General features: G+C 70.5%; 26 protein-coding genes. 14 read left to right on the forward strand and 12 right to left on the reverse strand.

All coding sequences use genetic code 11. The features are described from left to right. Window positions 1-119: 119 nt before the first annotated feature. Together ACIHFD_RS49725 and ACIHFD_RS49730 are read left to right on the forward strand one after the other, a co-directional pair. A complete protein-coding gene (locus tag ACIHFD_RS49725) occupies window positions 120-1562 on the forward strand; it encodes a hypothetical protein (RefSeq protein WP_397372862.1) in 1443 nt (480 codons plus the stop codon). 24 nt (window positions 1563-1586) lie between these two features. After that, window positions 1587-1979, forward strand: a complete 393-nt coding sequence (locus tag ACIHFD_RS49730; protein ID WP_397372863.1) for a hypothetical protein — start codon at window positions 1587-1589, stop codon at window positions 1977-1979. Between the two features lie 319 nt (window positions 1980-2298). Here ACIHFD_RS49730 and ACIHFD_RS49735 read toward each other — a convergent pair whose 3' ends face one another. Beyond that, window positions 2299-3819 (reverse strand): hypothetical protein, encoded by a 1521-nt coding sequence (locus ACIHFD_RS49735; protein WP_397372864.1) that lies wholly within the window; start codon window positions 3817-3819, stop codon window positions 2299-2301. 197 nt (window positions 3820-4016) lie between these two features. On the opposite strand from ACIHFD_RS49735, the gene ACIHFD_RS49740 reads away from it, so the two are divergent. The 4 genes from ACIHFD_RS49740 to ACIHFD_RS49755 all read left to right on the forward strand — a co-directional run bounded on the left by ACIHFD_RS49740 (window position 4017) and on the right by ACIHFD_RS49755 (window position 6646). After that, a complete protein-coding gene (locus ACIHFD_RS49740) occupies window positions 4017-4421 on the forward strand; it encodes a hypothetical protein (protein ID WP_397372865.1) in 405 nt (134 codons plus the stop codon). A 68-nt stretch (window positions 4422-4489) separates the two neighbouring features. Next, window positions 4490-4984 carry a hypothetical protein gene (locus tag ACIHFD_RS49745; RefSeq protein WP_397372866.1) on the forward strand — a complete coding sequence of 165 codons (495 nt, stop codon included), beginning with the start codon at window positions 4490-4492 and terminating at the stop codon, window positions 4982-4984. Window positions 4985-4994: 10 nt separating this feature from the next. Further along, complete coding sequence (locus ACIHFD_RS49750; protein WP_397372867.1) at window positions 4995-6083, forward strand: MAB_1171c family putative transporter; 1089 nt, start codon at window positions 4995-4997, stop codon at window positions 6081-6083. Beyond that, on the forward strand, window positions 6080-6646 hold the full coding sequence (locus ACIHFD_RS49755; protein ID WP_397372868.1) for a hypothetical protein: 567 nt from the start codon (window positions 6080-6082) through the stop codon (window positions 6644-6646). Before ACIHFD_RS49750 ends, ACIHFD_RS49755 begins: the two co-directional genes overlap by 4 nt. Here ACIHFD_RS49755 and ACIHFD_RS49760 read toward each other — a convergent pair. The 11 genes from ACIHFD_RS49760 to ACIHFD_RS49810 form a co-directional block, all read right to left on the reverse strand. Further along, window positions 6643-7050 (reverse strand): hypothetical protein, encoded by a 408-nt coding sequence (locus tag ACIHFD_RS49760; protein ID WP_397372869.1) that lies wholly within the window; start codon window positions 7048-7050, stop codon window positions 6643-6645. The two genes, ACIHFD_RS49755 and ACIHFD_RS49760, sit on opposite strands and share 4 nt — an antisense overlap. Beyond that, a complete protein-coding gene (locus ACIHFD_RS49765; protein WP_397372870.1) occupies window positions 7047-7268 on the reverse strand; it encodes a hypothetical protein in 222 nt (73 codons plus the stop codon). The genes ACIHFD_RS49760 and ACIHFD_RS49765 overlap by 4 nt, the downstream gene beginning before the upstream one ends. Beyond that, window positions 7262-8068, reverse strand: a complete 807-nt coding sequence (locus ACIHFD_RS49770; protein WP_397372872.1) for an N-acetylmuramoyl-L-alanine amidase — start codon at window positions 8066-8068, stop codon at window positions 7262-7264. The genes ACIHFD_RS49765 and ACIHFD_RS49770 overlap by 7 nt, the downstream gene beginning before the upstream one ends. 148 nt (window positions 8069-8216) lie before the next feature. Continuing rightward, window positions 8217-8480 carry a hypothetical protein gene (locus ACIHFD_RS49775; RefSeq protein ID WP_397372873.1) on the reverse strand — a complete coding sequence of 88 codons (264 nt, stop codon included), beginning with the start codon at window positions 8478-8480 and terminating at the stop codon, window positions 8217-8219. A 176-nt stretch (window positions 8481-8656) separates the two neighbouring features. Beyond that, window positions 8657-9067, reverse strand: a complete 411-nt coding sequence (locus ACIHFD_RS49780; protein WP_397372874.1) for a DUF3307 domain-containing protein — start codon at window positions 9065-9067, stop codon at window positions 8657-8659. Continuing rightward, window positions 9064-9432 (reverse strand): hypothetical protein, encoded by a 369-nt coding sequence (locus tag ACIHFD_RS49785; protein WP_397372875.1) that lies wholly within the window; start codon window positions 9430-9432, stop codon window positions 9064-9066. The genes ACIHFD_RS49780 and ACIHFD_RS49785 overlap by 4 nt, the downstream gene beginning before the upstream one ends. A 55-nt stretch (window positions 9433-9487) precedes the next feature. After that, on the reverse strand, window positions 9488-9982 hold the full coding sequence (locus ACIHFD_RS49790; RefSeq protein WP_397372876.1) for a hypothetical protein: 495 nt from the start codon (window positions 9980-9982) through the stop codon (window positions 9488-9490). 62 nt (window positions 9983-10044) lie between these two features. Further along, complete coding sequence (locus tag ACIHFD_RS49795) at window positions 10045-10341, reverse strand: hypothetical protein (protein ID WP_397372877.1); 297 nt, start codon at window positions 10339-10341, stop codon at window positions 10045-10047. Window positions 10342-10402: 61 nt separating this feature from the next. Then, the gene (locus ACIHFD_RS49800; RefSeq protein WP_397372878.1) at window positions 10403-10882 is read right to left on the reverse strand and encodes a hypothetical protein; all 480 of its coding nucleotides are present in this window, start codon (window positions 10880-10882) and stop codon (window positions 10403-10405) included. A 199-nt stretch (window positions 10883-11081) separates the two neighbouring features. Then, window positions 11082-11297, reverse strand: a complete 216-nt coding sequence (locus ACIHFD_RS49805) for a hypothetical protein (RefSeq protein ID WP_397372879.1) — start codon at window positions 11295-11297, stop codon at window positions 11082-11084. 2 nt (window positions 11298-11299) lie between these two features. Continuing rightward, the gene (locus tag ACIHFD_RS49810) at window positions 11300-11524 is read right to left on the reverse strand and encodes a hypothetical protein (RefSeq protein WP_397372880.1); all 225 of its coding nucleotides are present in this window, start codon (window positions 11522-11524) and stop codon (window positions 11300-11302) included. 249 nt (window positions 11525-11773) lie between these two features. Here ACIHFD_RS49810 and ACIHFD_RS49815 point away from each other — a divergent pair, with 249 nt between their 5' ends. The 8 genes from ACIHFD_RS49815 (at window position 11774) to ACIHFD_RS49850 (ending at window position 16904) form a co-directional block, all read left to right on the forward strand. Then, the gene (locus ACIHFD_RS49815; protein ID WP_397372881.1) at window positions 11774-12700 is read left to right on the forward strand and encodes a hypothetical protein; all 927 of its coding nucleotides are present in this window, start codon (window positions 11774-11776) and stop codon (window positions 12698-12700) included. 69 nt (window positions 12701-12769) lie between these two features. Beyond that, entirely contained in the window at window positions 12770-13045 is a 276-nt protein-coding gene (locus tag ACIHFD_RS49820) for a hypothetical protein (RefSeq protein WP_397372882.1), read from the forward strand. A gap of 5 nt (window positions 13046-13050) precedes the next feature. Further along, on the forward strand, window positions 13051-13314 hold the full coding sequence (locus ACIHFD_RS49825; RefSeq protein WP_397372883.1) for a hypothetical protein: 264 nt from the start codon (window positions 13051-13053) through the stop codon (window positions 13312-13314). Window positions 13315-13408: 94 nt separating this feature from the next. After that, the gene (locus ACIHFD_RS49830) at window positions 13409-14227 is read left to right on the forward strand and encodes a PP2C family protein-serine/threonine phosphatase (RefSeq protein WP_397372884.1); all 819 of its coding nucleotides are present in this window, start codon (window positions 13409-13411) and stop codon (window positions 14225-14227) included. 126 nt (window positions 14228-14353) lie between these two features. Continuing rightward, the gene (locus tag ACIHFD_RS49835; RefSeq protein WP_397372885.1) at window positions 14354-14746 is read left to right on the forward strand and encodes a hypothetical protein; all 393 of its coding nucleotides are present in this window, start codon (window positions 14354-14356) and stop codon (window positions 14744-14746) included. A gap of 106 nt (window positions 14747-14852) precedes the next feature. Then, the gene (locus tag ACIHFD_RS49840; RefSeq protein ID WP_397372887.1) at window positions 14853-15566 is read left to right on the forward strand and encodes a hypothetical protein; all 714 of its coding nucleotides are present in this window, start codon (window positions 14853-14855) and stop codon (window positions 15564-15566) included. Window positions 15567-15625: 59 nt separating this feature from the next. Next, the gene (locus tag ACIHFD_RS49845; protein ID WP_397372888.1) at window positions 15626-16036 is read left to right on the forward strand and encodes a hypothetical protein; all 411 of its coding nucleotides are present in this window, start codon (window positions 15626-15628) and stop codon (window positions 16034-16036) included. A 127-nt stretch (window positions 16037-16163) separates the two neighbouring features. Then, complete coding sequence (locus ACIHFD_RS49850; protein ID WP_397372890.1) at window positions 16164-16904, forward strand: hypothetical protein; 741 nt, start codon at window positions 16164-16166, stop codon at window positions 16902-16904. Window positions 16905-17051 lie beyond the last annotated feature (147 nt).

The raw sequence follows: 17051 nt of genomic DNA on the forward strand, positions 1-17051 counted from the left end.
TCTTTCCTCCTTTCTTTCTTTCCGTCTTTTCTTTTTTTCTTTCCATCTATTCATCTAATCTCGGGCAGGTTTTCCCGGACGACTCGGCCCGGCGGCCGACCTGGTGTAGAACCGACGACATGGACGAACAGCCCGCAGCGGGTGCGCCGGCCGCGCAGGGCCCGGAGCCGGACCCGCTCACGTGCAAGTGGAAGTGGGGCTCGCGCTGCACGCGGCCGCGGGCTAAGGGAAAGACCGCGGGCAGCGGCCGGCGCCCGGAGTACTGCGAGCTACCCGACCCCGATCCGGAGATCGGCACGATCCACAACGCGCGCAACGCCTGGACCGCCGCACAGTCCGGCCGTCTCCCGGTGGCCCCACAGGCGGAAGAGGTCGAGGAGGTGCCCGGGCGACCCGTGGCCACCCACCGCATACGCGCGACCGGCCTGCTCGACGCCACCCGCACCGCAGCGGACAACGCGGTGACCTCGATCCTCGCCGCAGCGACCACGCTCGAACAAGTCCGGGACTCACTGGCCAACGTCGCCAACCCCGCCGCGGCGGAGGCCGAAGTAGAGACGATCGAGGCCAGCGCCGATCAGCGGGTGTCGGAAGCCAAGGCGGAGGCCGGCGAGGCGAAGCGAGCCCGGCTCGAGGCCGAGCGCGCCCGGGAGACCGCGGAGCGGGAACGCGAGGAGGCCAACGACGCGGCCGCCCAGGCGGTCGCTGACGCCGAGCGCGCGGAGCGGGAGACAGCCGAGGCCAACGAGGAGCGGGCCCGGGTGCTGCAGGAGACCCAGCGCCAGATCGAGGAGATAAAGGCGCAGGCCGAGGCCGACGTGGAGCAGGCCAGGGCCGACGCCGAGGCACGGATCGAGACCGCGCGAACCGAGAACGAGGCGCTCCTGCAGCGGGTGCGGGAGGAGTCGGCCACCGCCGTACGCGAGGCCGATCAGCGCGCTGAAACCGCGCAGGCCGGCGCCGAGACCACGCGAGCCGACGCCGAAGCAAAGATCCGCGAGGCGGACGAGCGCGCTCGCAACGCTGAGGAGGGCGCGGCCGCGAGCGTCGAAACGGCCCGCCAGGAGAACGAGACGCTCCTGCAACGGATCAAGGACGAGTCGGCCACCGCCGTACGCGAGGCTGACCAGCGCGCCAGGACCGCGCAGGCCGACGCCGAACGGCTCGTCGACCAGATGCGGGAGGAGACACAGGCGGAGACCAACCGGGTAAAGGAACAGGCCGAGAGCGAGGTCACCGCGGCACGCGAGCGGGCGGCGACTGCCGAGCAGCACGCGGCGGCCGCCCGGCAGGGCGAGCAGGACGCGCGAGGCGATGTGACGCTGCTGAGGCAGGAGGCGGCACGGCTGCGCGCTGACCACGAGAAGGAGCTCCAGCGGCTCGAGCGCGCTCACGAGAAAGAAGCCAAGGCTGGCGCCCGGGCGGCCGATGCCGACCGGAAGGTCATCGAGCGGTTGGAAACCGAGAACGGCCGATTGGAGGCGCAGGTCGAGCAGCTACGCGCTGCCCTGGCCGCAGCGGAGCGGCCGGCGGCGCCCGCGGACAAGCTTGGCAATCAGTAGCGCACATGTTCGATAATGGGCGGTGTGGACCCTGCGGAGCGGCTGCCTGTACGGCTGAGCAACTGGCCGTACGACGGCGACGGCGCCGGCGGGTGGGTACATCCGGCGGGTAGCCCGTACCTGGTCTGGTGGACCATTACCCGCGTGTACGCCCGGTATAAGGCACCGCGCCGAGTCGTCATGGAGTACCACCCGCTGCTCCGGCAAGAGGTCGAGGTGGTCAAGCAGCGGTTCGCGTTGCGCGCCTACCTCGTGGACTTGGACCTGGAGCCCTTCGCGGACTTGGCCGACGTATGGGAACTGGAACCGCGACTGGAGCGGGTGCTGTTGCACCAGCGCCCACGGGAGAGCGGGTGGTTCTTGCGGGTTGCCAGCGAGGAGAAGCTTGCCGAGATGGAGCAGTACCGCGTGGAGTGACCTACGCCCCCGCCCCGGTTCGGCGATGAAGCCGGGGGTCTGCGCACCCCGTGGCGGGGCGGGAACGTAGGGGTTCAGGCGGCGTGTTGGGCAGCGTGAGCAGCGGCCTGCACGTCGCGCATGTGCGTGGAAAATGCCCGCCAGAGCTCGTTGCCGTCGTCTACCTGGGGCCCGTCGAAGCGACGGCACCTGCAGCGCGCCCGGTGCACGTCGCAGCCTGCGATCGCCGAGGCCACAGGGTCAAGGTCACGCTCGGGGGCGTGGGCGGCCCGGTCAACGAGCGGATCGGCACGCCAATCGAGGGCGTGGTGGGCGGCGTTCAGGAGAACCTCCTCGACGTCGTGGTTCTGTCGTACCACCAGCCGGCGGCGGGCATGGAGACAAGACCGAGCAGCGCGCCGCCGACGGGCACTACCGTTCCGAGCCTGCTGTTCTGGTCGGGGCCGCCCGGCTGCGGGCCGAAGGTCGCGCCCATGTCGGGCACGGTGCCCGGGTCTGGGGCGGTGGGGGGTGGGGTGGGGTTCGGCGACTGGGAGGGCTCCCATGTCGGCGGTGGGTCGGCCGTGGGCTGCTGGGTGGGTGTGACGGAGGGGGACGCGGAAGGCTCGCTGGTGGGCGAGCTGGTGGGCGTGGGTGTCGTCGTCGGGCTCGGGGGCGGCTCGACGGTGTTCGTCGGCGTCGGCGTGGGCCCCACGACCGTCGGCGTCCCCGTGACCGGCGGCTGTGTGGTGGGCACCACGCTGGGTTCGGCGGTGGCCGAGGCCGACGGCGTGACGCTCGCGACGCCGGACGCGATCGGCCCGGGGCTCTTGGTCGGCTGCGCCGTCGTGGCGGACGGCTTGATCGTGGCGGCGCTCGCCACAGACGTCGACGGCGCAGCGGTCACTGTCGGGCGCGCCGTCGAGGTGACCGGTGTTGGCCGGTGCGTCACGATGGCAACGTCCGCGGGGGTGGGCGTCGGTGTTTCCGTGATCCCGATGTCCGTGAGCGTAGGCGTGGGACTCGGCAGGTCCGTGATGTAGAGGCTCGGGAGAGGGTCGGGCTCGTAGTTGGCGGGAGCGGGCATGGAGATGACGGCCGGCGGCGGAGTGATCAGCTGGGTCACCACGGGCGCGCCCACGGCGTACGTGCCGACGGCCAGAACCCCGGCCTGCACGATGGCGGGCGCCTGAGTGGCGATGGCCGCCAGGCCGCCGCCGGCCAGCATGCCACCGCCCCCGCTGACCAGGCCGCCGCTGAGCGCGCCGCCGGCAAGGAGGCCGCCGCTGCCGGCGACCGGGACGAGTGCGCTGCTACCAGCCGCGAGGCTTCCGCCGGCGCCCGCTCCCCCGGCCACGGACTTGACGACAGCCACCGCCTTACCGGTGATCCATAAGCTTCCGATCGCCGCGGCGGCCCCGGACACGAAGCGGGTCAGGAGCCGCTGCATGGCGCGGGTGAGCAGCTCCGCCCGTTCGCGGGCCTTGACCCGGACGGCGGGCGGCACCTCAGGGGAGGCGGCCACCATCCGCAGGCGGGTGGTCTCGTTGCCGACGATAGCCGCGAGGGTCGCCGGGTCGGCGGCTTTCTTGCTCTTGGACACGTACGCGATCGACTTGTCGAGCTGGCCGGCGATGTTCTTCATGTGGTGAATGCGCTGGCCGGTCGCGTCCCGCATGTCGTGCAGGCGGGCTATCTCCAGGTCATGGATCTGCTCGAGGATACGCCGTTCGTTGGTGTTCTCCTCGATGCGGCGCTCGACGGCCCGTAGGAACGCGAACGGGTCGCCGGGGTTGTAGGTGGCTTGCAGGTAGAACTCCAGGAGCAGATCAGCGCTCGGGTCGTCGTCGCGATCGTTCAAGGCTGGACTCCATATGCGGAGGGAGATGACTCCATGGGGATGTGGTGCTTACCGGTTTCCACGTGCGGCAGACGATTCGATCGCTTGTGGCCTAATTTGTCAACTACCGGGAACCACGTGGCGTCTTGTGTGTACTGTAGGCGTCCAACCTGGTTTGGGTGCGTTTCCCCGGAAGGCGGGTAGGTACGGTGGCGACTTTGGCCGAGCGGCTGGCTGAGGCGTTGCAGAGGAAAGGTCTGTCTGACCGGGCAGCAGCACGAGCGTTGAAGAGGGCAGGCGTATCAGCCACGCACGCCTATGTCGGCCAACTGCGCAAGGGCGACGCAACCAATCCGTCGCTGGAAATCATGACCGGATTGGCCCAGGTGCTGGACGTGACGGTCGGCTGGCTCGCTGGGGATGAACCACCGGAGCCACCGCTGAGCCCTGAGGAACAGGCCCAGATCGAGCGAATACGGCAAGGCGTGAGCAGTCTCCGCGTGCAGAACATCGCCGAACGCATGACCGGCCTGAAGAAGGACTTCTCCCTGGACGCGGTCGAGCAGATGGTGGAGACCATGCTCGCGGCCGAGGGCAGGCACCCGGACGAGGACGAAATCTAGACGATCTGTAGAAGCCAGCGGGCGGGGGCCGGGGTAGGCTGTCCAGCCTGCCCGGAAAGGTCCCAAAGGTGCGGCTGAACCCCGATCTTGTGGCGGCTTTGGAGACGGCGCCAGTCCCCCAGCCGTTCGATCTCCTGGCATACCTGAAACTTGTCCGGGGGATCCGCGGCCGCCGCCTCTTCGTCCATGACCTGCCCGACAGCGCAACGGGCGTGGTCAACGGGTTGTGGATCTCCAGCGAAGACAGCGACCACATCTTCGTTGCACCCGGCGCCCGCGGCCTCCTGCGGGTGCAGATCATCTTGCATGAGGTCTCGCACATGCTGCTCGACCACGGCAAAGTCGCCGGCAGCGTCGAGATGGCGCTCAGCCGCCTACTAGGGCCGGTGCTCGGGGGAGGCGCGAACCGCGTGGCCGGCCGCAGCCGATACGAGTCCACCGAGGAACGCGACGCCGAACGGCTCGCCACGCTCCTCCTCATGAGGGCGAACGAACCACCCGACGACGAAAACGCCGGCGACGAAGGACTGCGGCGGCTCCGGCAAACATTCGGATACGAGTAAGGAGCAGCGTGTGAGCGTTGTTGACTGGTTAGCCATGGCCCTGCTGTGGGGGGCGGCAATCTCCCGCATTCGGCCAGCGATGCACTCCCATAGCCAGCGCATGCTGTGGGGCGCGTTCACCGGCCTGGCCATGAGCCGGGTATTCACGGCGGCTCCGGTCGTCGCCTGGCTGGACGCCGCCACCCAGACCGAGCTGGCTACTCTGCTCCGCCACCTGACCGGGTTGGCGAGCGCCACCAGCCTGCTGGCTTACGTTGAGGCGATCACTCGCGGTACCCGCCCCTCCCGCGCCCGCTGGATCTGGCCGACCGCCGCGGTGTTCATGGCGGTCCTGACCGCGATGTTTCTGGCGCGGGGCGGCCGCATCTACTGGATGGACGGCGCATACGCGCCTGGTGAGACCGCCTGGCAGGGGCGCGTCTACTTGGCGGTTTTCGACTCGTGGCTGATGATCTGCTTGACGGCGGCCGGCTACCTGTTCGCCAGCTACTCCCGGATGGCGCCGCCGCTGCTGCGCGTCGGACTGGTCCTTTCCACGATCAGCATGGTCGCCGGCGTGATCAACCGCGCCGAAGTGATGGCCGTCAACGTGGCGCACCTGGTCAACCCGAACACGAGCTGGCAGGAAAACGACGTCTTCGGCCAGGCCACATTGCTCGTCTGCATCGTCGGCATCACGGCGGGAACGTCGATTCCGGCATGGCGAGCCGGCGCGGCCCGGATCCGCGAAATTCGTGCTCTGCGGGAGTTGCGGCCGCTGTGGGCTGCACTCACGGCTCTGTTCCCCGATGTGGCGCTCAGCATGAAGGGGACGCTACACACCCGGCGGGTGCGGCGCGTGGTGGAGATTCGTGACGGGATGCTCGCGCTGACCGCGGTGGCCGCGGCGCCCGCCAGCGAAGACCCGCGCGAGGTTGCCAGGTGGCTGCGCTCGTCCCTCGAGGCGGCCCGCGCCGGTCAAGGAACGGACACCCCAGCAGGAGAAATCCCCGGCCCTGACTTCGCCGGCAACATCGAAAGGGAAACAGCGTGGCTGCGGCAGGTAGCGGAGGCGTTCGGACAGACCAGCGCGGAGAGAACGCCGTCGCCCGCTTCGTGACGGAGGCGCTGGCGCCGAAGAACTTCGTGATCGGGCTGCCGTTGCTTGTCGGGGCGATCACCGGCGGATGGGCAGGGGTCGGCTGGGCCGTAATCGCCGCGGTGTTGTGCGGCGGCATCCCGGCGGCTGTGATCGCGGCCGGGGTGAAGTCGGGCCGGTTCGGGAACCACCACATCACCGAGAGGTCCCAGCGGCCGAAGCTGATCGTCATCATCGTTGTCTTGGTCGTGGTCGCGCTCGCCCTGCTGGTGGTGCTGGGCGCGCCGCAGGTGATGGTTGCCTGCGTGGCCATCATGCTGGCCACGCTCGCCGTGCTCGGCCCGATCACCGTGGCCGGGTGGAAGATCAGCTTTCACACCGCGGTGGCTGCAGGCAGCTTCGTGATGGTCGCCGCGGTGCTGCCGGGCGGCTGGATGTACGTGGTGGGCGTGCTCGGCGCGGCCGCGGTGGGGTTGATCGGCTGGTCGCGGGCGGTGCTCGGCGACCACACCCCGGCGCAGACCCTGGCGGGGGCGGCCGCGGGCGCGGCCGCCACCTTGGCAACGCTCGCCGTCCTGCTCTAACCCGTCTGCCTGGCCGCCGAGGTCTTGCGCGCCTCGGCCGCCAGGGCGCGGAGCTGGTCGGCCATTCGATCGGCCTCGTCGGGGTCCATCGCGCTCTGGACGCCGCTCCAGGTGATGGTCACGCCGCCGGCGTGGAGGTGGGCGTCGCCCCTCAGCCGCGGCCGCGGTTCGCCCGCGGTGATGCGGCCGGTGTCGGCGCGCACAAGGACATAGAACAGGCCGAGGACCCAGCCGACGACGGCGGCGGTCATGAGCGCGAGCGGGCTCTTGGGCCACACGATCGCGGCCCACATCATCGGGCACAGCGCGGCCGCCACGCCCGCGTAGATGTGCAGGAGCGCCTCGACGGGGCCGTTGCGCCGGCGGCGCTGCGAGGGGGCGGGCGGCTGGGGGGCGGCGGTCATCGGGGGTCCTCCGTTGTGGTGGGGTCGGTGTCGGCCAGCTCGAGCAGCCGTAGGAGCCGCAGGAACGGCTTGGGGTTCGGCCAAAACAGGGTGGCGACGCTGGCGAGGGTGAGGATCAGCAGGCCGGCGACGTACAGCCACGCCAGCGGCGGGCACAGCCAGGCGACGGCCACGAACGCGGCTGCCACGAGAGCGGCCTGCAGGGAGGGGTTCACCACGCGGCGCCCCACGTCGCCGGGCCGACGGTCCCGTCGACCGGCACTTTCTCGGCGCGCTGGAACACCTTCGTCGCGGCCGAGGTCATGGGGCCGAACTTGCCGTCGACCACGAGGGTGTACTTCTTGGACTTGAGCCGCTCCTGCCACGTCTTCACGTCGGCGCCGGTCATGAGGGGCTTGCCGGGCTTGTACTGGAGCAGTCGGCCCGGCCAGGCCGGCGCGCCGCTGGTGTTCGGCTTGCGGATGGGGGTGGTGTCGTCCGCCTTGCTGCCGCCGGTGCCGTTGAGGTGGCCGCGTACGAGCTGGAGGAAGTGATCCCACGGGAAGTTGGGGCCCGGATCCCAGTGGTTCGACCTCTTGTAGACCTTGGAGGCGTCTACGTGGCCGATGATGCCCTTCTTGCCGGCGCGCAGCTCGGCCTGGGTGAGGTGCTTGACGGGGATGCCGTAGGTCTTGCACCAGTCGGCGACGATCTCGGCGGCGTTGTTGAGCAGCGCAGTGCTGTAGGCGTCCTTCCACTGAGAGGCGGTCTGGCCGGCGCGCCCGGCCATTTCGAGCTGGAGCCCGTCGCTGTTGCAGCCGGGCGCGGCCCAGGCCGTGTGCTGGTCATCGACGCAGCGGACCGCGCTGTTGTTATCGACGCAGATGTGCGCCGACGCCTGGGTGCCGGGCCGCGCGAAATACGCGGCGACGTTTTCGGCCGCGTTCGAGGCCTCGCCGACCTCCATGGTGTGGATCACGACGACGCGGATGCCGCCGAGGCGGCCGCGGGTGTAGTTGGCGGCGCGGATGGTCTTCACGGGCGCTCCTCCCCCGATGGGGTGCGGGTTTGATCGCGAGGGAGGATGGCGGGTTTCGTCGCTAATGTCCCCGGCCGCCGTCGAGCATGGAAAAGGGGCGGGGCCGTACCGTGGTGGTACGGCCCCGCCCCCTGTGGCTGGCGGTGGGTTAGTCGCCGGTCTGGACCGGCTCGAGGGCGAGCATGACGTAGGTGTCGCGGTCGGCGTTGGCGTCCCCTGCGACGATCAGCCGGCCCTCCTCCGTCGTCGTGATGGCAGCCTTCATGCCGAGGCGGTCGAACTCCTCGGCGACCTTGGCGTCGAAAGCCTTCTGGGCGTTCTCGGGAGGGGTGGTCTCGCCCTCCGGGGCGAGGTAGACGCCCGCCCGGAAGTGGACGTCGCTGTTGCCGTACTCCAGGATCCAGACCTGCATGATGTTTCCCTCCACCTTTCCAAGGGGCCGCTTAAACTCTCTATGCTCTGATATTACAGCTTATTTATTGCGATGGGAAGTCGTCTTTGGCCTGGCCGACGAGAAAGGGCGGGGGCCGGCCACCTCAGGAGGAAGGTGGCCGGCCCGCGCCCTCGAGGCCCGGTTGCGGCCGGGAGTCAGGCAAGCCAGACGAGTGCGGCGGCGTTGATGACCATGTGGAGGGTGTTGTCCGCGACGATGCGCAGCGCTTGGGCGAGACCGGCGGGCGTGTCGGGCGCGGAGCCGTTGTTGTCGCGGCACTCTGCCCACGAGGGGCGCTGGCGGCGGCGGGGCGCGAGGTGGTTACGCGCCCAGATCACGTACGCGGCGGCCCGGTAGTGGTCGATGAGGATGTGCGTCCCGCCGATCACGAGCAACGCGGCGGGCGCTCGGGTGAGGACGAGGAACGGCAGCATGTAGGCGATGCCGTGGAGTATGGCTGGCCACCAGCGTTCGACCTTGCCCTGGGCCATGTAGTCGCTCTGCAGGAGGTAGTCGCCGACGAGGTGGGCCAGTGGTGCGAGGCCGAGCATGGTGGCGGTGTTCATGAGGCGGCCTCGTCGAGGTCGACGATGGCGCGGCCCCTGGCGATCGCCTCGTCGAGCGGCCGCTCGTAGTGGCGCTCGTCGTAGGAGTCGTCGAGGTGGGGGTATGCCCAGTCCCCCAGGGTGAAGTTCCACATCGGCGCCCCCGACCATGTGTCTTGGGAGATGAAGTAGTCGCCCGTCACCTCCCGCTGCTCGATGTAGACGAGCAGGTCGGGGTCGTGGTCCGGGTGGGCGTACGCGACACGGTTGGCGTCGACGCGGTAGCGGTCGGGGGTCACGCCGGGCGGCAGGGTGAGCTGCTGGCCGGCAGGGTGGCCGCCGGCGCCGGGGTTGGCCGGCGCGGTGGGAGTGGTCTGGTCTGCCACCGTGGTCCTCCAGGGGTACGGGCCGCCCCGCCCGGATAGGCGGGGCGGCGGGTCGCTAGTTCTCGGTCTGGGCGGGGCCGCCGCGCAGCGCGTCGGCGATACGGTTGACGATGGGCAGGAGCTCGTCAGCGTCGAGGTTGACCAGCTCGGCCATACTCGGCTCGTCGTCGCCCTCGCGGCGTTCGATGCGATAGCAGGTGCCGCGCACGTCGACGGCGATCACGACTCGGCTGCCGGACCGGTCCGCGGAGTAGTCGTAATCGGTCTGGTACAGCAGTGCGACGGCCAGGAAGTCCTTGAGCGGCTCGACGCGGTCGGCGTAGCGGGCGAGGTCGGTGGTGGGGTCGCCGGTGGCGTCGGCGGGGCCGAGCACGCCTCTAATGAGGCAGGTCCAGGCCCACGGGCTGACCTCGGTGATGCGCAATGTGTCGTCGAGGGCGAAGGTGGTGAGCTGGGGGTTGGTCTCCCAGCCGTCCTCGTCGGCCTTGCCCTTTTCCATGATGGCGAAGGCCTTGAGCAAGGTGTCGCTGTCGATGGTGTTCGTGGTCATGAGGTGCGGGTTCTCCCGTCGGTCGAGGCCCCGGCCGCCATAGCGGCGGCCGGGGCGGGTTGTTAGCGGAGGGCGTTGCTGAACACGGCGGCGACCTTGAGGAGGTCGCCGTACGGGGTGGTGGCCCACGAGCTGGTCGGCTGGCCGCGATGCCAGACGGTGATCCGGCCGCCGTCGTGGCGGCCCTCGACGTGCAGGGCACAGGCGAGGGTGATCGGGATGCAGCGGACGATGCCGGGGCCCTCGATGGCCACGTCGTCGTAGGCGTCGCGGAGGCGCGCGACCTGGCGGGCGGTGAGGGCGAAGGTCCAGTCGCCGATCATGAGCTCGAATGGGGCGGGCTCGGGGATGAGGAGCATGCTGGTGGTCGCACCTTCGGCTGGTCGGGGCCCCCGCCCGGTGGGGCGGGGGCCGGGGCGGTCAGGAGAAGGTGGCGATGATCACCACGCCGGGCGCGGACTTGGCGGCCATCAGGGCGGCGCGCTTGGCGATGTGCTCGTCGCGGCGCTCCAAGGCCTTGTTCAGGACGTGGGCGCGCTGGGGGTTGTCCTCGGCATATGCGGTGTTCAGCCACAGCCGCAGCGCGTCGGCGCTGACGTGGCCGACCGAGTCGGCGGGAAAGCCCTGCTCGATGGCCAGGGCGTGGATGCGCGCGTCCGCCAGGCTGTCGAGGTACAGGCGGACGATGCGGCCAAGGGCGCGGATCTCCTCGGCGACAGCCTCCCGGCCCATGAGCTCGGCCCAGATGGCGTAGTGGTCGCGGGCGTTGGCGGCGGCGGCGCGAATGAGCGGGTAGGTGGCGGGCTCGCCGAGGGACATCTCGGTGAGTCGGAGGGCGTGGGTGGTGGCCTTGTCGCCGTCGGCGTAGGCGTTGACGAGGTCGGCCGCGCGCTTGGTCATGGTTCCTCCTGGATCGGGGCGGGGGCCGCAATCCCCCGCCGGTACAGAAAGCGCGGGGGCCGCGCTTTCTTCCAACTCCTCTGATATTACAGCTTATTTATTTCGATGGGAAGTCCTCTTGGGGAGGATTCGCCCTGGTCTGCCGTGGGGCGCGGGGCGCGATCCCCGCGAGGGGGCCGCGTTTTCGTTCGATGCGGTGTCAGCAGTACGGGCAGTAGTCGGGCTTGGTGCCGTCGGGCAGGTAGTAGATGTCGCCTCCGCAGTCGGGGCAGGTATAGGCCACGGGATCCTCGTTGCAGCACGCGGTGCGCGCGTCTTCCAAGATCGCCGGGTCGGTGTCCCCGCAGACCCAGCAGGCGGGGCTGGCACCGGGGGCCCGGCGAGCGGGGTGCTCGCCGGTCGCCGTGGCTGCCACGTTCAGCACGTGCACGGGGCGGCGGGGCCGTCGATGCCATGGATGTCGCCGCAAGGGTGGCCGTACCACTCCAGGTTGTCGGCCTCGTCCTCGGTGAGGGTGTCGAGCCAGGTGGCGCGTGCTTCTTCGCGCTCGGCGGCCCAGTGGCCGTGGATGGCGGGCCGGTCGGCCCAGGCGGCGGGCGGGGCCTTAATGGCGCTGGGCTTGCTCGAGACAAGGGTGATCATGGTTTCTCCTGGTAGTCGATAGGGGCCGCATCCCCTTCCGGTTCTCCTGATATTACAGCTTATTTATGACACAGGGAAGTCGCGGTTGGCGCACGTCGCGGGCGGTCGGCTGCGGACAGCAGAGGCGGGCCGGCCCCCTGCCTACACGCGGGGCCGGCGCACGGCCAAGAGAGCACCTCTCGTGACGTTCTGTGGCGAAGTTCCAACCAGGCGTTGATCACGTCATAAATAAGCTGTAATATCTGAGGAGTGCGAGGGATTGCGGCCCTCGCCGAGATCCAGGAGGAACGAATGGGAATGACCCGGGCTATTGCCCTGACGGTCGCGGCCGTGGCCACGGCCCTGACCGTCGCCCCCGGCGCACACGCCAGCGCGCCGGTGGGAACCATCACCAGCCCCACGGCGGGCACCACCGCGAAGGTCGGCACGACCATCACGGTGACCGCCACCACCGACGGGGTCTGCGCGCCCTCCCTTCAGGTGCGCACCCCGGGCGGGGCAACGGTGAAGGTCGCCATGGGCGACCCCGGCCCGATGTGCGGGCAGGTGTCGTTCGGCGGCAACTACGTGCCGGACGCTTCCGGCGCGTTCCAGGTAGCGCTCATGTCGGCCAAGGGCGACACCCTGGCCGAGGTGGCGGTTACGGCGGTCACCCCGCCGACGGCGACCCCGACCGTTACCGAGACGGTCACCGCCACCCCCACCCCGGAGCAGACCAAGGAGGCCACGGCGACGGGCACCCCGACGCCGAGCCCCACGCCCACCGTTACCAAGACGGTCACGGCCACGCCTAAGGCGACGGCGACCAAGTCGGCCAAGGCCACCCCTCGGCCGACGGTCACCAAGACGGTTAAGGAACCGGCACCCCAGGCGCAGCAGCCCGCGCCGCAGGTGATCGTCCAGCAGCCCGCGGACACCCCGCAGGACGCAACCCCGACGCTGGACGCCTCCCCCGTCGCCAGTGCAACGCAGGCGGCCCCCGTACAGGTCGCGCCGTCCGACCAGATCCCCGCCTGGCTGGCCTACCAGCTTGCCAGCGAGCGGGACAACGACGGGGCCGGGTTCGGCACGGCGGTCGCCGCCGTGTTCACCGTCCTCGTTCCGATCATCGCGGTCGGCGCCGGGGCCTTCTTCCTGATCACGCGCAAGCGTGGCCAGCGACGCTACCCGCTCTAACCGGCATCATTCCCAGGCCGTCCCCGCCCGTGACCCGGGCGGGGGCGGCCCCCATCGAAGGGACCCTCCTTGTACCAGCACACCCCGAGCAAGACCCGCGCCGCCCGCCGCCGGGCCCGCGCCCTGCACCGCCTCTACCGCGAGCGCCTCGGCGGCGCGGGCTCGGTCGAGACGGTCGCGGGCGACGTCGTGGCCGACATCCTGCTCGGCCTGCCTGACCCGGCCTGGCGGCCGGTGCTGCAGACCGGCCTGCGCGACGCGATCGAGGACCGGCACGGCGAAGAGTTGGCCACCCACCTGGAGCTGGTCGCCTGCGGGCTCCGCTTCTGCCCGGAAGGGTGGTGACCGGCGTGTTCGTGCTCATTGCGGAACTCCACAACGGCGATGAACCGCAGGGCGCGGTGCCGTTCGGCCCGTACGACGACGCGCCCACCAACGACGACATCGAGACCGTCTACCGGTGGGCGGCGGCCCGCGGCTACGACCGCGACCGGCACGAGGTGACGGTCGAGCCCCACCGGCTCACCGACCCCGCCGAGCCGTTCACGCCTGGCCGCTTCGCGGCCGTACCCGTCGAACCCGGCTCCAAGGACGCGCTCCGCGCCCTCACCTAGCCCGCCCGGCCGCCCGCCCCGTTTCCCCGGGGCGGGCGCCCCCTCCCCGACTTCTGTCCCTGTGATCGTTTCTACGGCCCCAAGGAGGCGCCCGATGACCACAACCCCCGACACCCGCCTGCTGTCCGAGCTGGCGGCCGACGAGCTGCCCCCCGGCACCCTCCGGGTAACCCGGACCATCCCGACCGGCGTCATCTCCTACGCCACACACCCGGGGCTGCGCCGGGGCGAGAACCAAGACCACGTCGCCGTGGTCGTCGGCGCCGAGCACACGGCGCTCGTCCTCGGCGACGGCGTCGGCTCCGACCCGGACGGCGGGGGCGCCGCGCTGGTCGCGGTCGAGGTGGCCGCCACCACGGCCGCGCACACCGGCTACCCCCTGCTGGCCTGCAAGGTGGCGCGGAGCGCCCTCGAGGGCAAGTTCGAGGACGACCCCAGCACCACCACGCTGCTGATCGCGGTCGTGTCCAACGAGGTCCTGCCCACCGGGGCCGCAGCATGGGTGGACGTGACCTGGGTCGGCGACTCCAACGCCTGGGCGTGCGACAGCGCCAACGCGGTCCACCGGATCACCCAGCCGCACAACCCGCCCGACGACCCCCACCTCATCCTCCGCCACGCCCGACGCGGGGACCCCGAGCTGGAGAGCCTTGACCTGGACGACCCCAACCCGGTGCGGCGGCTACTGCTGTGCAGCGACGGCCTCGACGGCTACGTCGAGGAGGAGGCGATCGCGGCCATCCTCGCAAGGGCGGACACGGCCGAGCGGGCGCGGGACCTCCTCGTGCAGGCGGCGCTCGAGGCCGGCGGCCCGGACAACGTGACCGTGGTCGTGGCTGACATCGGGCCAGAGGAGTGGGGACTGAAGCTGGACCTCGGCGCCGTCGAGGCGGGGGCCGGCGCCGAGGGCTGACCGGCCCGGGCCGGCGACCTCACGGGCGGGGGTTGCCGGCCATCTCACCCTTGACTCGTCATAAATAGACTGTAATATCAGGACATAGAAAGAAATTGCGCCCCCCTCTTAAGGCAGGTTCCCGCCATGGCCGTCACGACCATCACCTTCAGCGACACGCACACCGCGACCTTCCACCTCTACAAGAGCCTCTCGTACGCGATGTACGACTTCGGCGACAACGGCAAGGTATGCGTGCAGCCCGCCTACTTCGGCTGCCCCGACCGGTACGACGTGATGATCAGCCTCGGCCCGGTCAGCGGCCCGGACCAGAGCGGCCACGGGCTGCGGGGCCTGCGGGTCGGCGACCGGAAGCTCGCCGGTGTCGTGCTGTGCACGGGTTACGACCTGCTCGCGGGGGCCCACTTCAACTACCCGCAGCGGTTCCCGCTGGACGACCTGGCGGGCCAGGTCCGGGACGACGCGGCCGACCTGCTTTCGGCGATCGCCCAGCACTTCCACGGCATCGTCGCCCGCTGACCAACCCCGGGGAGGGGGCCGCATTTTCGTCCCCTCCCCCGTTTCCCGACCCGTAGAGACCCGCAAGGGATTGCGGCCCTTGCTCAAGATTCCAGGAGGACCCCGAATGATCCCCGCCACCGACTTCCCCCGCATCGACCTTGACAGCGCCCTCGAGTGGTCGCCCGCCGCCGTGGCGCTCACTCTCCAGAAGCCCGACCTCGAGCGCGCGGTCGCCGAGCAGAAGGAGGCGGCCGTCAAGACCGCGGCCGGGGCCGCGAGCAAGGACGAACTGCGCGCCATGCTCCGCGAGCTGACCCCAAGCGACGCCTTCATCCCCGCCACCTTCAGCCGCACCGACCACGAGGCCCGCTACGTAAAGGCGGCCATGGCCCGCTGCGACGCGGCGGCGAAGCTGACGGAACTGGAGAAGGACGCCGCGATGGAGCGATTCTTCGCCGGAGCCATCAACGAGATGCTCGACCTGGCCGACGGCGCCGACGGGGAGATTCGCAAGATCACCGAAAAGGCCAGCGGGTACGGCATGGCCCGCAGCCTCGTGGACAACCTGGACAGCCTCATGCTCGATCAGTTCCTGCAGGTGCACGCCCGCGCCGTGGCCTGGGCGGTGATGCGGGAGGGCAAGACCATCCGCGAGGCCGCCGACGCCGAGCACACCAAGGCCCTGCGCACGCTGGTTGATCTGACCGACCACGTGTACTCCAACGGGCTCGGGTCGGTGTACCGATCCCGGCAGGCCCTGGAAGCCAAGGCCGCCCGCCTGTTCCTGCGCGAGGTCGCCAAGTTCCTGCGCACCGACGAGTACCGCACCTTCTCCTGACCGTCCCGGCCGGGCGCCGCACAGCGCCCGGCGTCCTCTTCTGATCTTCGGAGTCGTTCATGCAGCCACTGATCGCCACCCCCGCGCTGCGCGTCCTGGCCCTCGTCGCCGACGTGCTCAACGCCACCCACCTCGAGGCCGGCGCCCGGTGGGAGGCCACCGCCAACCCGCTGTCCCGCGCGGCCCGCGAGGACGGCCGCCTCGAGCGGGTCATCTTGTGGAAGGTGCTGGAGTCCGAGGCCGCCGTGTGGACCCTCGCCGACTTCACCAGCGACACCGCCGACGCGATCCTCGAGCACCTCAACGCCATCAACGACGAGGCGGTGACCGCCTGGTACAGCACCGGCCTGGAGGCGTATGAGGAGCCGCGGCCGGCGCCGCCGGGCGAGCCGTACGTCGCAATCCTGGCCAGGGCGGAGTTCTGGCGGCTGGCGGACACGACCGCCAAGCTGGACGGCCTGCGGCTGTAGCAGGCGATGCGGGCGGGGCCGCGCCTGGGCAACCTGGCCGGCCCCTCCTCTTGATCCTCTAATAAATAAGCTGTAATATCAGGCTATTAGAAGGTATTGCGGACCTTACGGATTCCAGGAGAGAACCATGACCATCACCGCGACCGCCACCCCGGTGCCGATGCCCGACCCGCAGCGCCTGGCGGCCACCATCCGGGTCTACTGCCGCACCTTCAGCGCGACGAAGAAGCACATCGCCCGCCCGGACGAGGCATGGAAGACGCTGTGCGGGCGCATGATCGCGTTCTTCGCCGACGGCGACTGGAAGGACCAGATCGACCAGATGCGGCCCTGCGAGACGTGCGAGCGGGCCGCGGACAGCCACGGCCTGCCGCAGGCGGCGCTGCGCGACGGCGACCCGATCGACTTCGACAAGGTCGAGTACAACGACGAGCTGCGGTTCGCCACCGCCGACAACGACTCCGCCTCCGGCCTGGCGTGGCGTACGGGCGTCGTCTCCCGGATCACCGCCAGGACCATCACCGTGCGGATCACCGCCGGGACCGTCTCGACCGGCGGCAACCTGACCGCGCTGCTGCGCCGCGACGACTGGAGCGACCGCGCCGTGACGCTCGAGCACCGGGTGCCCGGCGGCCGGTTCGGGTTCCCGCTGCACGGCCCGGTCGCCACCCGCTGGCAGATGAACGGCGCGGTCGGCACCGACACCCCGGTCGGCGAGGTGACCGGCCACGGTTTCACGGTCAACACCGGCGAGCCGTACATCCGGGTCCGGATGACCGAGGACGGCCGCACCTTCACCCATGACTACCAGCTCGCCCAGCTCGTGCGCGTGGAGCGCGACGAGAACGGCATTCCCCGCACCCTGTGAACCCGCCGGGGGGGGGGGGGGGGGGGGGGGGGGGGGGGGCCGGGCCGCCCCCCCCCCCCCCCCCCCCCCGGCCCCCCCCCCCCCCGCCCGCCCACCGCCGCCCAGCGGCTGCACCACGATGTGCTCCCCCGGCCCCGACAACGCCAG

This window comes from Nonomuraea sp. NPDC051941 (assembly GCF_044593615.1).

Bases quoted from the DNA above. Each gene is read 5' to 3' on its own strand.
- ACIHFD_RS49840 (WP_397372887.1), top strand. From the start codon at position 14,853: ATGATCCCCGCCACCGACTTCCCCCGCATCGACCTTGACAGCGCCCTC.
- ACIHFD_RS49775 (WP_397372873.1), bottom strand. From the start codon at position 8,480: ATGCAGGTCTGGATCCTGGAGTACGGCAACAGCGACGTCCACTTCCGG.
- ACIHFD_RS49830 (WP_397372884.1), top strand. From the start codon at position 13,409: ATGACCACAACCCCCGACACCCGCCTGCTGTCCGAGCTGGCGGCCGAC.
- ACIHFD_RS49760 (WP_397372869.1), bottom strand. From the start codon at position 7,050: ATGACCGCCGCCCCCCAGCCGCCCGCCCCCTCGCAGCGCCGCCGGCGC.
- ACIHFD_RS49850 (WP_397372890.1), top strand. From the start codon at position 16,164: ATGACCATCACCGCGACCGCCACCCCGGTGCCGATGCCCGACCCGCAG.
- ACIHFD_RS49780 (WP_397372874.1), bottom strand. From the start codon at position 9,067: ATGAACACCGCCACCATGCTCGGCCTCGCACCACTGGCCCACCTCGTC.
- ACIHFD_RS49725 (WP_397372862.1), top strand. From the start codon at position 120: ATGGACGAACAGCCCGCAGCGGGTGCGCCGGCCGCGCAGGGCCCGGAG.
- ACIHFD_RS49810 (WP_397372880.1), bottom strand. From the start codon at position 11,524: ATGATCACCCTTGTCTCGAGCAAGCCCAGCGCCATTAAGGCCCCGCCC.
- ACIHFD_RS49845 (WP_397372888.1), top strand. From the start codon at position 15,626: ATGCAGCCACTGATCGCCACCCCCGCGCTGCGCGTCCTGGCCCTCGTC.
- ACIHFD_RS49800 (WP_397372878.1), bottom strand. From the start codon at position 10,882: ATGACCAAGCGCGCGGCCGACCTCGTCAACGCCTACGCCGACGGCGAC.
- ACIHFD_RS49795 (WP_397372877.1), bottom strand. From the start codon at position 10,341: ATGCTCCTCATCCCCGAGCCCGCCCCATTCGAGCTCATGATCGGCGAC.
- ACIHFD_RS49790 (WP_397372876.1), bottom strand. From the start codon at position 9,982: ATGACCACGAACACCATCGACAGCGACACCTTGCTCAAGGCCTTCGCC.
- ACIHFD_RS49835 (WP_397372885.1), top strand. From the start codon at position 14,354: ATGGCCGTCACGACCATCACCTTCAGCGACACGCACACCGCGACCTTC.